This window comes from Kitasatospora viridis (genome assembly GCF_007829815.1).
In the GTDB taxonomy this organism is placed as follows: Bacteria; Actinomycetota; Actinomycetes; order Streptomycetales; family Streptomycetaceae; genus Kitasatospora; species Kitasatospora viridis.
On record NZ_VIWT01000001.1, the window covers coordinates 4,308,767 to 4,321,640 of the forward strand.

12 protein-coding genes are annotated in these 12,874 nt (G+C 71.2%); 11 read left to right on the top strand and 1 reads right to left on the bottom strand.

The genetic code is table 11. From position 1 onward, the window contains the following. Positions 1-55 precede the first annotated feature (55 nt). The 3 genes from FHX73_RS19385 (at position 56) to clpX (ending at position 2,935) form a co-directional block, all read left to right on the top strand. Positions 56-661, top strand: a complete 606-nt coding sequence (locus FHX73_RS19385; protein ID WP_211786327.1) for an ATP-dependent Clp protease proteolytic subunit — start codon at positions 56-58, stop codon at positions 659-661. A 56-nt stretch (positions 662-717) separates the two neighbouring features. Next, complete coding sequence (locus FHX73_RS19390) at positions 718-1,395, top strand: ATP-dependent Clp protease proteolytic subunit (protein ID WP_145906195.1); 678 nt, start codon at positions 718-720, stop codon at positions 1,393-1,395. A 256-nt stretch (positions 1,396-1,651) separates the two neighbouring features. Further along, positions 1,652-2,935 (top strand): ATP-dependent Clp protease ATP-binding subunit ClpX, encoded by a 1,284-nt coding sequence (gene clpX, locus FHX73_RS19395; RefSeq protein WP_145906196.1) that lies wholly within the window; start codon positions 1,652-1,654, stop codon positions 2,933-2,935. Between the two features lie 73 nt (positions 2,936-3,008). Here the strand turns inward: clpX and FHX73_RS19400 are convergent, their stop codons facing one another. Next, the gene (locus tag FHX73_RS19400) at positions 3,009-3,917 is read right to left on the bottom strand and encodes a hypothetical protein (protein WP_145906197.1); all 909 of its coding nucleotides are present in this window, start codon (positions 3,915-3,917) and stop codon (positions 3,009-3,011) included. A 138-nt stretch (positions 3,918-4,055) separates the two neighbouring features. Between FHX73_RS19400 and FHX73_RS19405 the strand changes: the two genes are divergently transcribed. From FHX73_RS19405 to mreD, 8 genes are all read left to right on the top strand, one after another. Further along, positions 4,056-6,686: a valine--tRNA ligase gene (locus tag FHX73_RS19405; protein ID WP_145908393.1), complete on the top strand. Its 2,631-nt coding sequence runs from the start codon at positions 4,056-4,058 to the stop codon at positions 6,684-6,686. Positions 6,687-7,007: 321 nt separating this feature from the next. Next, positions 7,008-7,514 (top strand): hypothetical protein, encoded by a 507-nt coding sequence (locus tag FHX73_RS19410; RefSeq protein WP_145906198.1) that lies wholly within the window; start codon positions 7,008-7,010, stop codon positions 7,512-7,514. A 103-nt stretch (positions 7,515-7,617) separates the two neighbouring features. Beyond that, positions 7,618-9,015, top strand: coding sequence for a bifunctional tetrahydrofolate synthase/dihydrofolate synthase (gene folC / locus FHX73_RS19415; RefSeq protein ID WP_145906199.1), 1,398 nt, complete (start codon positions 7,618-7,620; stop codon positions 9,013-9,015). A 2-nt stretch (positions 9,016-9,017) separates the two neighbouring features. Next, positions 9,018-9,353 (top strand): DUF4233 domain-containing protein, encoded by a 336-nt coding sequence (locus FHX73_RS19420; protein WP_145906200.1) that lies wholly within the window; start codon positions 9,018-9,020, stop codon positions 9,351-9,353. A gap of 113 nt (positions 9,354-9,466) precedes the next feature. Continuing rightward, a complete protein-coding gene (gene ndk, locus FHX73_RS19425; protein WP_145906201.1) occupies positions 9,467-9,880 on the top strand; it encodes a nucleoside-diphosphate kinase in 414 nt (137 codons plus the stop codon). A gap of 326 nt (positions 9,881-10,206) precedes the next feature. Then, positions 10,207-11,232, top strand: coding sequence for a rod shape-determining protein (locus FHX73_RS19430; protein ID WP_145908394.1), 1,026 nt, complete (start codon positions 10,207-10,209; stop codon positions 11,230-11,232). Between the two features lie 47 nt (positions 11,233-11,279). Beyond that, positions 11,280-12,224 carry a rod shape-determining protein MreC gene (gene mreC, locus FHX73_RS19435; protein WP_145906202.1) on the top strand — a complete coding sequence of 315 codons (945 nt, stop codon included), beginning with the start codon at positions 11,280-11,282 and terminating at the stop codon, positions 12,222-12,224. Further along, on the top strand, positions 12,224-12,847 hold the full coding sequence (mreD, locus tag FHX73_RS19440; RefSeq protein ID WP_145906203.1) for a rod shape-determining protein MreD: 624 nt from the start codon (positions 12,224-12,226) through the stop codon (positions 12,845-12,847). The genes mreC and mreD overlap by 1 nt, the downstream gene beginning before the upstream one ends. Positions 12,848-12,874 lie beyond the last annotated feature (27 nt).

The window sequence follows — 12,874 nt, forward strand, 5'->3', positions numbered from 1 at the left end:
AACCGACTGAGCAGGTGGCTAAGTGACGTTCCCGCAGATGCAGATGCCTGGCCTGATGACGCCGCGCGCGGCCGGTGGTGACGTGCTCGGCGGCCTGGGCGACCAGGTCTACAACCGGCTTCTCGGCGAGCGGATCATCTTCCTCGGCCAGCAGGTGGACGATGACATCGCCAACAAGATCACCGCCCAGCTCCTCCTCCTGGCCGCCGAGCCGGAGAAGGACATCTACCTGTACATCAACTCCCCGGGCGGCTCGATCACGGCCGGCATGGCGATCTACGACACCATGCAGTACATCAAGAACGACGTGGTGACCATCGCGATGGGCATGGCGGCCTCGATGGGCCAGTTCCTGCTCACCGCCGGGACGCCGGGCAAGCGCTTCGCGCTGCCGAACGCCGAGATCCTGATGCACCAGCCCTCGGCCGGCCTGGGCGGCTCCGCGACCGACATCCGGATCCAGGCCGAGCAGCTGCTCCGCATGAAGAAGCGGATGTCCGAGCTGATCTCCCAGCACAGCGGGCAGACCTTCGACCAGATCACCAAGGACTCCGACCGCGACCGCTGGTTCACCGCGGAGGAGGCCAAGGCCTACGGGCTGATCGACGACATCATGCACAGTGCCGCGGATGTCCCCGGCGGTGGCGGCACCGGCGCCTGAGCGCCGCCCCACCCCACCCCACCACGTCGGACCAGCCCCCGGAGGACGGACCCGCAATGAACCTTCCCAACACCCCCGCCGGCGACTACCTGCGCGCCCGTGCCGAGCTGACCTCCCCTCGGGCGGAGGGCCGCTACATCGTGCCGCGGTTCGTCGAGCGCACCTCGCAGGGCATCCGCGAGTACGACCCGTACGCCAAGCTGTTCGAGGAGCGGATCATCTTCCTCGGCTCGCAGGTGGACGACGTCTCGGCGAACGACGTCATGGCCCAGCTGCTCTGCCTGGAGTCGATGGACCCGGACCGCGAGATCCAGATGTACATCAACTCGCCCGGCGGCTCGTTCACCGCGCTCACCGCGATCTACGACACCATGCAGTACGTCAAGCCGGACATCCAGACGGTCTGCATGGGCCAGGCCGCCTCGGCCGCCGCCGTGCTGCTGGCCGCCGGCACCCCGGGCAAGCGGATGGCGCTGCCGAACGCCCGGATCCTGATCCACCAGCCGTACACCGAGACCGGCCGCGGCCAGGTGTCCGACCTGGAGATCCAGGCGAAGGAGATCTTCCGGATGCGCGAGCAGCTGGAGGAGATGCTGTCCAAGCACTCCAACCAGCCGATCGAGAAGGTCCGCGACGACATCGAGCGTGACAAGATCCTCACCGCCGAGGAGGCCCTGGAGTACGGCCTCATCGACCAGATCGTCTCCACCCGCAAGGCCTCGCTCAACAGCTGAGGCCGGCGACTCCCCGCCGGGCGGGGCGTACCGCCCGGTACGCCCCGCCCGGCGGGCTCCGGCCTCCCGCCCGACGGCATCTGTTCGGTATCAATTCGCCCAGGGCGTAGGGCAGAGCCGTCGAAGTCGACTGATTCCGCGAGTCGGCAGAGTACCGTCGGATACCGAGACCTGAGCGCCCTGGCGGGGCGACCGTCGGGTCCACAGCACCAGGCCCCGGACCCCCGCGGGGCCCCTGGCGAAGGGGAAGCACCTCGTGGCACGCATCGGAGACGGTGGCGACCTGCTCAAGTGCTCGTTCTGCGGCAAGTCGCAGAAGCAGGTGAAGAAGCTGATCGCCGGCCCAGGCGTGTACATCTGCGACGAGTGCATCGATCTCTGCAACGAGATCATCGAGGAGGAGCTCGCAGAGTCCTCCGAGGTGCGCTTCGAGGAGCTCCCGAAGCCGCGCGAGATCTACGAGTTCCTGGACCAGTACGTGGTCGGCCAGGACCTGGCCAAGAAGGCCCTCTCGGTGGCCGTCTACAACCACTACAAGCGGGTCCAGGCCGGCGAGGCCGGCCGCGGCAGCGGCCGCGAGGACGCCATCGAGCTGGCCAAGTCCAACATCCTGCTGCTCGGTCCGACCGGCTCCGGCAAGACCCTGCTCGCGCAGACCCTGGCCCGGATGCTGAACGTGCCGTTCGCGATCGCCGACGCCACCGCGCTGACCGAGGCGGGCTACGTCGGCGAGGACGTCGAGAACATCCTGCTGAAGCTGATCCAGGCGGCCGACTACGACGTCAAGAAGGCCGAGACCGGGATCATCTACATCGACGAGATCGACAAGGTCGCCCGCAAGAGCGAGAACCCGTCGATCACCCGGGACGTCTCCGGCGAGGGCGTGCAGCAGGCGCTGCTGAAGATCCTGGAGGGCACCACCGCCTCGGTGCCGCCGCAGGGCGGGCGCAAGCACCCGCACCAGGAGTTCATCCAGATCGACACCACCAACGTGCTGTTCATCGTCGGCGGCGCCTTCGCCGGTCTGGAGCGGATCATCGAGGGCCGCTCGGGCGGCAAGGGGATCGGCTTCGGCGCGACCATCCGCTCCAAGCGGGAGAGCGACGCGACCGACCACTTCCGTCAGGTGATGCCGGAGGACCTGGTCAAGTTCGGCATGATCCCGGAGTTCATCGGCCGGCTGCCGGTGATCACCAGCGTGCACAACCTGGACCGCGAGGCGCTGCTGCAGATCCTCACCGAGCCGAAGAACGCGCTGGTCAAGCAGTACCGCAAGCTCTTCGAACTCGACGGCGTGGAGCTGGAGTTCAGCCGGGACGCGCTGGAGGCGATCGCCGACCAGGCGATCCTGCGCGGCACCGGGGCGCGCGGGCTGCGGGCGATCATGGAGGAGGTGCTGATGTCGGTGATGTACGAGGTGCCCTCCCGCCAGGACGTGGCCCGGGTGGTGGTCACCGGTGACGTGGTCTCCAAGCACGCCATCCCGACCCTGGTGCCGCGCGACATGATCAAGCGCGAGCGCCGGGACAAGAGCGCCTGACCGGCAGCAGGACGAGGAACGGACGAGGGCCCGCGGCAGTCGCCGCGGGCCCTCGGTGCGTCCTGCCGTCCGGCTACTTGGGCACCTCGGCCGAGCCGCGCAGCTCGCGGGCGTCGGCGGCGGCCTTGTCCAGCGCGGGCGCCTTGCCGCTGGCCGTGGTCTGCATGACCACCGCCAGCACGCTGTTGTCGATCCACACGCAGACCGCGTCGGTCTCCTTGGTGGTGATGGCGTCCTCACAGCTCATCACCCCGCCGAGCGGGCCCGGGTCCGGGTGGGTGCGCGCGGAGAAGGTGGCGCCGTTGCCCCGGGCCGAGTTCTCGAAGCCCAGCCAGAAGCCGACCTCCTCCAGGCTCGGCGAGGCGATCCGGCCGTAGTCGCCGTAGTAGACGACGGCCCGGTCGGACAGCAGCGAGTTGTAGACCGTGCTGACCGTGCCGTCCATGGACTTGGCGCCCTGACTCTGCGACAGGTTCTTGGAGAGCTGCTGGGCCAGCTTGTTGCCCGGGTCGCTGCTCAGGGTCTGGAAGGAGTCCGGCACCACCAGCTTGCGGGTGCCCGGGCCGCTCGCGTCCTGCGTCCCGCCGGGGCTGCTGCTCGCGGCCGGGCTGTCGGAGGCGAGCGGGGTGCCGCTGGCGGCGGGGCTCTGCTGGACCACCGGGGTGTGCTTCTTGTCGGCGTTCTGCTTGTCCGACTTGTCCTTCAGCGTGCTGACCAGCACCGAGGAGGCGACGCCGATCGCGGCGAGCACCGCGACCAGGGTGATCCACAGCGCCTTGCGGGACCTGCGCGGCGGCGGTGGCGGCGGCCCCACCGGCGGGTACTGGGCGGGCCAGCCGGCGCCCTGCTGGGGCGGCACCTGCTGGTAGTACGGCGACTGCTGGGGGTACACGGGCGATCCGTAGCCGGGCTGCGGCGGCGGCGCGCCGTAGCCGTCGGGCGCCGCCGGCGGGGGCGGACCGTACGGGTACTGGTCGGACATGGGCAATCCCTCCCGGAGCTCGGTCGCGGCGCCCGGTCCCCTTGCTCCGACTGGCCGGCCGGGTACCGGCACGCTACCGTACGCCGACGACGTGCTCGGCGGGCTCCGCGGTTCCGTAAACTGTGCGTCGTGACCGACATGACGAACCAGCTCCCCGCCGACCACGCGTCCGGGGACAACGCAGCCACCCTTCCGACCGCCTACGCCCCCGGCGAGGTAGAGGGCGAGCTGTATGAGCGCTGGGTAGCCCGCGGTTACTTCGAGGCGGACGCGAAGAGCGAGAAGCCCCCCTACACCATCGTCATCCCGCCGCCGAACGTGACCGGTGCCCTGCACCTGGGCCACGCCTTCCAGCACACCCTGATGGACGCCCTGACGCGCCGTAAGCGGATGCAGGGTTACGAGGCGCTCTGGCTGCCCGGCATGGACCACGCCGGCATCGCCACCCAGAACAAGGTGGAGCAGCAGCTCGCCGAGTCCGGCCTGTCCCGGCACGACCTGGGCCGCGAGGCCTTCGTCGAGAAGGTCTGGGAGTGGAAGGAGAACTACGGCGGGAAGATCCTCGGCCAGATGCGCCGGCTCGGTGACGGCGTGGACTGGTCGCGCGAGCGCTTCACGATGGACGAGGGCCTGTCCAAGGCCGTCCAGACCATCTTCAAGAAGCTCTTCGACGACGGCCTGATCTACCGCGCCGAACGCATCATCAACTGGTGCCCGCGCTGCCTGACCGCGCTCTCCGACATCGAGGTGGAGCACGAGAACGTCCCCGGCGAGCTGGTCTCGATCCGCTACGGCGAGGGCGACGACGCGATCGTGGTCGCCACCACCCGGGCCGAGACGATGCTCGGCGACACCGCGGTCGCCGTCCACCCCGAGGACGAGCGCTACCGCCACCTGGTCGGACGGACCGTCAAGCTGCCGCTGACGGACCGGGAGATCCCGGTGGTCGCCGACGAGCACGTGGACCCGGAGTTCGGCACCGGCGCCGTCAAGGTGACCCCGGCGCACGACCCGAACGACTTCGCCATCGGCCAGCGGCACGGCCTGCCGAACCTGAGCGTGATGGACGAGCGCGGCGTGATCACCGTGCACGGCCCGTTCCTCGGCCTGGACCGGCTGGAGGCCCGCTCGGCCGTCGTCGGCGCGCTGCGCGAGCAGGGCCGGATCGTCGCCGAGAAGCGCCCCTACGACCACGCGGTCGGCCACTGCTCGCGCTGCCACACCGTGGTCGAGCCGCGGCTGTCGCTGCAGTGGTGGGTCAAGGTCGAGCCGCTGGCCAAGGCGGCCGGCGACGCGGTCCGGGACGGCCGGGTGCAGATCCACCCGAAGGAGCTGGAGCGCCGCTACTTCGACTGGGTCGACAACATGTACGACTGGTGCATCTCGCGCCAGCTCTGGTGGGGCCACCGGATCCCGGTCTGGTACGGCCCGAACGGCGAGGTCGTCTGCGTCGGACCGGACGACGAGGCGCCCACCGGCGAGGGCTGGACCCAGGACCCGGACGTGCTGGACACCTGGTTCTCCAGCGGCCTGTGGCCGTTCTCCACGCTGGGCTGGCCGGAGCAGACCCCGGACCTGGCGAAGTTCTACCCGACCGACGTGCTGCTCACCGGCCACGACATCATCTTCTTCTGGGTCGCCCGGATGATGATGTTCGGCCTGTACGCGATGGACGGTCAGGCGCCGTTCCACACCGTGGCGCTGACCGGCCTGGTCCGCGACGAGTTCGGCAAGAAGATGTCCAAGTCCAACCCGAACGCGGTGGACCCGCTGGACTGGATGGACGCCTACGGCGCCGACGCGGTCCGGTTCACCCTGGCCAGCGGCGCCAACCCGGGCGCCGACGTGCCGATCGGCGAGGACTGGGTCAAGGGCTCGCGCAACTTCTGCAACAAGATCTGGAACGCCACCCGGTTCGCGCTGATGAACGGCGCCACCGTGGAGGGTCCGCTGCCCGAGCCGGAGCAGATGACCGCCGCCGAGCGGTGGATCCTCTCCCGGCTGGGCGAGACCGTGGCCCAGGTGGACGCGCTCTACGAGGACTACCAGTTCGCGAAGCTCTCCGACGCGCTCTTCCACTTCGCCTGGGACGAGGTCTTCGACTGGTACGTCGAGCTCTCCAAGACCACCCTGGCGGCCGGCGGCCCGCAGGCCGACGCCGCCCGCCGGGTGCTCGGCGAGGTGCTGGAGGTGACGCTGCGGCTGCTGCACCCGGTGGTCCCGTTCGTCACCGAGGCGCTCTGGACGGCGCTCACCGGCGGCGAGTCGGTGGTGGTCGCCGAGTGGCCGAAGGACGGCGGGTTCCGCGACCCGGCCGCCCAGGCGGAGATCGCGCTGCTGCAGCAGGTGGTCACCGAGGTCCGCCGGTTCCGCAACGACCAGGGGCTGAAGGACGGTCAGAAGGTGCCCGCCACGCTGGAGCTGGCCGGCGCCGGCCTGGCCGACCACGAGGCGGCGATCCGCTCGCTGGCCCGGCTGGCCGTGCCGGCCGAGGGCTTCGCCGCGACCGCCTCGCTGTCGGCGGCCGGTGCCGCGGTGGCGCTGGACCTGTCCGGTGCCATCGACGTGGCCGCCGAGCGCAAGCGGCTCGCCAAGGACCTCGCGGCGGCCGAGAAGGAGCTGGCGCAGACCACGGGGAAGCTCGGCAACGAGGGCTTCCTGGCCAAGGCGCCGGAGGACGTGGTGGCGAAGATCAAGGCCCGCCAGACGGCGGCCGAGGGCGACATCGCCCGGATCACCGCCCAGTTGGCGGCGCTGCCGCAGGCCTGACCCCGCCCGTGCCCCGGGGCCGCGTCCGCTTCGGCGGGCGCGGCCCCGAGCCGTTTCCGGGGCGGTCGGCGGTGCCTCCGGCAGGGGGCGTCCCGGCCGGCCCGGGGGCGGGCGGGGCCGGTCCGCGCGCCCTCCCCGACGGCGCGGCGCTTGCTTTTCCAACGCCGGACGGATTACCGGGAGATTTCCACGGAAAGCCAGAAAACGATCGGATTCGCATTCCGGAGGAACAACACTCGGGCATGTTTCGATGGCCTCGGAAGGTGAGCCGTATACGGTGTTCCGCAGGTCGGAGCAACGGCGGCGACGGGAAGGCATGGCATGACGCGAGTGCAGAAAACGGCCGGCGAACTCCCCGCTCAGCGGGTCGAGGAAACCAAGGGCCGGGCCGCGACCCTGTTGCTGGCATTCCGGCACGGGAATCAACTCGCGTTCGACGAGGAGCTGGACCGGCTGCTCGCCGAGGAGGACGAGCGCGCGGTGGTCACCTTGCTCGCCTGGATCGCCGCCGAGGCGGTCCGCAAGGCCTACGCCCCCGAGGCCGGCGACCGGGTGCTCCGCTCGCTGGCCCGCAAGGCCCCGCCGGGGCCGATCGGGGTCGCGGTGGACGAGGAGTCGGCCGACGCGGCCCGGCTGATCGACGCGGTGCGCTGCGGCGACGTGGCCGGGGTGCGCACCCTGGTCGCCGCCACCGCGGACACCACCTTCCTGCTCGGCGGCCTGCTCCAGGCGGTGGCGATGATGCTGCCGCTGGTGGCGGAGGACGAGGTCGAGGCGGTGCTGGAGGAGCTGCGGCTGCGTCAGGCCCCCGTCCCCGTGGGCGTCTGAGCGCGGTCGGCACCTCACCGTCGCGCGGCGCCCCCGCGCGACCCCCGCCCGGGGGACCCCCGGGCGCGCCGGGACCGGGGCGGCACTCCGTAGACTTGGCGGCGTGAGCAGCAGCGCCGGGCCGAACCCGTACACCATCCGCCCCGACAGCGCGGGCCCCGCCGAGCCGACCGGCCTGCGGGAGATCGAGGCCGAGCTGGCCAAGCGCTGGCCGGAGAACAAGATCGAGCCCAGCCTGGACCGGATCCGGGCCCTGATGGACGTGCTGGGCGAGCCCCAGCGCGCCTACCCCTCGATCCACATCACCGGGACCAACGGCAAGACCTCCACGGCCCGGATGATCGAGCAGCTGCTCAACACCTTCGAGCTGCGCACCGGCCGGTACACCAGCCCGCACGTGGAGTCGGTGACCGAGCGGATCAGCCTGGACGGGCAGCCGATCAGCACCGAGAAGTTCGTCGAGACCTACCAGGACATCGAGCCCTACGTCCGGATGGTCGACGAGAAGCAGCCCGTCCCGCTCTCCTTCTTCGAGGTGCTCACCGGCATGGCCTACGCGGCCTTCGCCGACGCCCCGGTCGACGTGGCCGTGGTCGAGGTCGGCATGGGCGGCAGCTGGGACGCCACCAACGTGATCGACGCGGCGGTCTCGGTGATCACCCCGATCTCACTGGACCACACCGACCGGCTCGGCTCCACCACCGGCGAGATCGCGGTGGAGAAGTCCGGGATCATCAAGTCCGGCGGCCTGGCCGTGGTCTCCCAGCAGCCGCTGGACGCCGCCCAGGCGATCCTGGCCCGGGCCGTCGAGGTGGACGCCACGGTGGCCCGCGAGGGCATGGAGTTCGGCGTGCTGAGCCGGGAGCTCGCGGTCGGCGGCCAGCTGGTGACGCTGCGCGGCCTCGGCGGCGCCGAGTACGCCGACGTCTTCCTGCCGCTGCACGGCGAGCACCAGGCGCACAACGCGGCGCTGGCGCTCGCCGCCGTCGAGGGCTTCTTCGGCGTCGGCGCGGCCCGCGAGGGCCAGCTGGACATCGACAAGGTGCGCCGGGCCTTCGCCGGCGCCTCCTCGCCGGGCCGGCTGGAGGTGGTCCGGCGCAGCCCGACCATCCTGCTGGACGCGGCGCACAACCCGGCCGGTGCGCAGGTCACCGCGGCGGCCATCCAGGAGTCCTTCGGCTTCACCCGGCTGATCGGCGTGATCGGCACCAGCGGGGACAAGGACGTGACCGGCGTGCTGGAGGCCTTCGAGCCGGTGCTCGCCGAGCTCGTGGTGACCCAGAACTCGACCCACCGGGCGATGCCGGTGGACACCCTGGCCGCGCAGGCGGTGGAGGTCTTCGGCGAGGACCGGGTGGTGGTGGAGCCCCGGCTGGACGACGCGATCGCGGCCGCCGTGACGCTCGCGGAGGAAGAGGGCGACCTGGGCGGGGCCGGCGTGCTGGTCACCGGGTCGGTGATCACGGTCGGCGAGGCCCGGCTGCTGCTCGGGAGGAAGTGACGATGCGTCAGCTCTGTTCGGCCACGCTGATCGGCGAGGTCTTCGTGGTGCTCTTCGCGGCCTGCGTCGCGATGAAGATGACCGATGTGTCCAGCTCGCTGATCTGGACCGTCAGCGGGATCGCGATGCTGCTCTGCGTGCTGCTCTGCGGGGTGATCACCCGGCCCGGCGCCGTGGCGATCGGCTGGGCGCTGCAGGCCGGCCTGATCGTCAGCGGCCTGCTGCTGCCCACCATGTACGGGCTGGGCGTGGTCTTCGCCGGCCTCTGGTGGTGCTCGGTGCACTACGGCCGCAAGATCGACCAGATCAAGGCGGCGCGGGCGGCCCAGGGCGTCTGAGCGGTCCGCCCCAGGTCGGAGGCCGGGGGCGGCCGTTCGCTCACCCAAGGTAACCTCTGGGGCGGTGGCACCTACCGCCGCCGGACCTGCCCCGATTCACCTGGAGCCGCACCGTGTCCCAGCGCACTCTCGTCCTGCTCAAGCCCGACGCCGTCCGCCGTGGCCTGGCCGGCGAGATCATCAGCCGGATCGAGCGCAAGGCCGGCTGGCAGCTGGCCGCGGTCGAACTGCGCACCTTCGACCGCGAGACCCTGGAGACCCACTACGCCGAGCACGTGGGCCGGCCGTTCTACGAGCCGCTGCTGGAGTTCATGACCTCCGGCCCGTCGATCGCGCTGATCGTCGAGGGCGAGAACGTGGTTCCGGGCATCCGCGCGCTGGCCGGTGCCACCGACCCGCTGCAGGCCGGTCCGGGCACCATCCGCGGCGACTTCGCGACCATCACCCGGGAGAACCTGATCCACGCCTCGGACTCGCCCGAGTCGGCCGAGCGCGAGATCAAGATCTTCTTCCCCGCGCACGCCTGAGTCAGGCTTGACGGCGGATCAGGAGGGCTGAGCCGGGCCGGGCGGGCCGGTCCGACTCAGCCAACCGTGGGAATTTGATCCTCAAATATGGAACTGGTTGTGCCGACACGGCGTCCCAATGCCGGGAGAACCGGTTCGGCAACGGAGAATGGACGCCGAAGCCCACCCCGCCGACCGGGTCGCCGGGCGTGGCTACGATGGAGGCGACCAGCGGACCCACCGGCCCGCCGCAGCCCTCACCCCGGCCCGCGATTGCCGGGTGAGGCACAACTCCCTGCCCAAGACGTCCAGTTCGGGAAGGCGTTCCACACCCCATGGCCAACAACCTGTCGTTCATCGGCCGTGACCTGGCGATCGACCTCGGCACTGCCAACACGCTGGTGTACGTCAGGGGCAAGGGGATCGTCCTCAACGAACCGTCAGTGGTCGCGGTCAACACCAACACCGGCGGCATCCTCGCCGTCGGCTCCGAGGCCAAGAAGATGATCGGGCGCACGCCCGGCAACATCATCGCCATCCGGCCGCTCAAGGACGGCGTGATCGCCGACTTCGAGATCACCCAGCGGATGCTGCGCTACTTCATCCAGAAGATCCACCGTCGCCGCTACCTGGCCCGCCCGCGCGTGGTGGTCTGCGTGCCCAGCGGCATCACCGGCGTCGAGCGCCGGGCCGTGGTCGAGGCCAGCCACCTGGCCGGCGCCCGCCAGGTGCACATCATCGAGGAGCCGATGGCCGCCGCGATCGGCGCCGGCCTGCCGGTGCACGAGGCCACCGGAAACATGGTGGTGGACATCGGCGGCGGCACCACCGAGGTCGCCGTGATCTCCCTCGGCGGCATCGTCACCGCCCAGTCCATCCGGGTGGCCGGCGACGAGCTGGACAACGCGATCGTCCAGCACATCAAGAAGGAGTACTCGCTGCTGCTCGGCGAGCGCAGTGCCGAGCAGATCAAGATGAGCATCGGCTCGGCCTACGGCTCGGAGACCGAGAAGGACGAGCACGCAGAGATCCGCGGCCGCGACCTGGTCAGCGGCCTGCCGAAGACCGTGGTGATCTCCGCCGCCGAGGTCCGCGAGGCCATCGACGAGCCGGTCAACTCCATCATCGACGCGGTGAAGACCACCCTGGACCAGTGCCCGCCGGAGCTGGCGGGCGACGTGATGGACCGCGGCGTGGTGCTCACCGGCGGCGGTGCGCTGCTGCGCGGACTGGACGAGCGGCTGCGCCGCGAGACCGGCATGCCGATCCACATCGCGGAGAACCCGCTCGACTCGGTGGTGCTCGGCTCCGGCCGCTGCGTCGAGGAGTTCGAGGCGCTGCAGCAGGTACTGGACGCGCAGCCGCGTCGTTAAGCCCACGTAGTCCGCACGCACTCAAGAAGAGGGGCGGCCCCAGCGCCGTGAGGGACACACGAGAGAGCCGACTGCTGCTCATCCTGCTGGTGGCTGTCGCCTTCGCCCTGATCACCGTGGACATCAAGGGCGGCGAGAGCTCCCCGCTGAACGGTGCCCGCAAGACCGCCGCCGACCTGTTCGGCCCGGTCGAGCGGGGCACCGCGGGGGCCGTCGACCCGATAGCCCGCACCATCCGGGCGATCCGCGACTCGGGCACCCAGCAGCAGCGCCTCGACCAGATCGGCAACGAGAACACCGAGCTGCGCCAGCGGCTCGCCTCCTCCGACCTGGCCGGCGCCCGCACCAAGCAGCTCGACGACCTGCTGCGCACCGCCGGCACCGGCGGGTACACCATCAAGGCCGCCCAGGTGATCGCGATCGGTGCCGCCCAGGGCTTCTCCTGGACCATCACCATCGACGCCGGCAGCGACGACGGCCTGCAGCGCGACATGACGGTGATCAACGGCGAGGGCCTGGTCGGGCGGATCACCACGGTGGCCCGCACCACCGCCACCGTGCTGCTCGCCACCGACCCCGGCTTCACCGCCGGCACCCGGATGGAGAGCAGCGGCGAGATCGGCTTCGCCACCGGACAGGGCGCGAGCCCGATGAAGGTCGAACTGCTCAACGGCAAGGCCCAGGTCAAGCCCGGCGACCGGCTGACCACCTTCGGCTCGCAGAGCGGGCGCCCGTTCGTGCCCGGGGTGCCGGTCGGCAAGGTGCTCCAGGTCGAGGCCACGCCCGGCGAGCTGACCAAGACGGTGCTGGTCCAGCCGTTCGTCTCGTTCACCCGGCTGGACCTGGTCGGCGTGGTCGTGGTGCCGCCGCGCACCGACCCGCGCGACTCGGTGCTGCCGCCGGTGCCCACCGGCACCCCGAGCCCGGCGCCCGCCGCCCAGCCGCCGGCGGCTCCGCAGCCCAGCTCCGCACCTTCCGGGAGTACTGACTGATGGTCATCAAGCGCGTCCTGCTGGCCGCCGTCCTGCTGCTGCTCGCCCTGGTGGCCCAGGTCAGCGTGCTCGGCCGGCTGCAACTGCCCGGGGCCACCCCGGACCTGCTGCTGCTCGTGGTGGTCGGCCTGGCCCTGGTCTTCGGGCCGATGGGCGGCTCGCTGACCGGCTTCGCCGGCGGCCTGCTGGCCGACCTGGCGCCGCCCTCCGACCACGCGATCGGCCGCTACGCCCTGGTGCTCTGCCTGATGGGCTACGCCGCCGGACTGTTCCGGGCCGAGCCCGGGCGGCAGCGCTCGGTGCTGGTGCCGCTGCTCGTGGTCGGCGGCTCGGCGGTGGTCTCCACCCTGCTCTACGCGATGGTCGGGGCCCTGGTCGGCGACACCGCGGCGCGCCACGTCGGGCTGCCCGGACTGCTGCTCAGCGCCGTCCTCTACGACCTGCTGCTGGCCCCGTTCGCGGTGCCCGCGGTGATGCTGCTGGCCCGCCGGTTCGCCGGCGACCCGATGAGCGGCGAGGTGACCGGGTCCGGCCTGGGCACCATCGCCCGCTACCGGACCACCCGGGCGGCCTCCTCGGTGGGCCCGTCCCGCCGCAAGTCGTTCCGCGGCGCCAAGTCCTGACCGGCCGTGCGGCCGACCGAACCGTCC

What these genes read in the sequence shown, in the direction of transcription:
- FHX73_RS19385 (WP_211786327.1), top strand. Translation starts at nt 56, where the DNA reads ATGACGCCGCGCGCGGCCGGTGGTGACGTGCTCGGCGGCCTGGGCGAC.
- FHX73_RS19390 (WP_145906195.1), top strand. Translation starts at nt 718, where the DNA reads ATGAACCTTCCCAACACCCCCGCCGGCGACTACCTGCGCGCCCGTGCC.
- FHX73_RS19400 (WP_145906197.1), bottom strand. Translation starts at nt 3,917, where the DNA reads ATGTCCGACCAGTACCCGTACGGTCCGCCCCCGCCGGCGGCGCCCGAC.
- FHX73_RS19405 (WP_145908393.1), top strand. Translation starts at nt 4,056, where the DNA reads ATGACGAACCAGCTCCCCGCCGACCACGCGTCCGGGGACAACGCAGCC.
- FHX73_RS19410 (WP_145906198.1), top strand. Translation starts at nt 7,008, where the DNA reads ATGACGCGAGTGCAGAAAACGGCCGGCGAACTCCCCGCTCAGCGGGTC.
- FHX73_RS19420 (WP_145906200.1), top strand. Translation starts at nt 9,018, where the DNA reads ATGCGTCAGCTCTGTTCGGCCACGCTGATCGGCGAGGTCTTCGTGGTG.
- mreD (WP_145906203.1), top strand. Translation starts at nt 12,224, where the DNA reads ATGGTCATCAAGCGCGTCCTGCTGGCCGCCGTCCTGCTGCTGCTCGCC.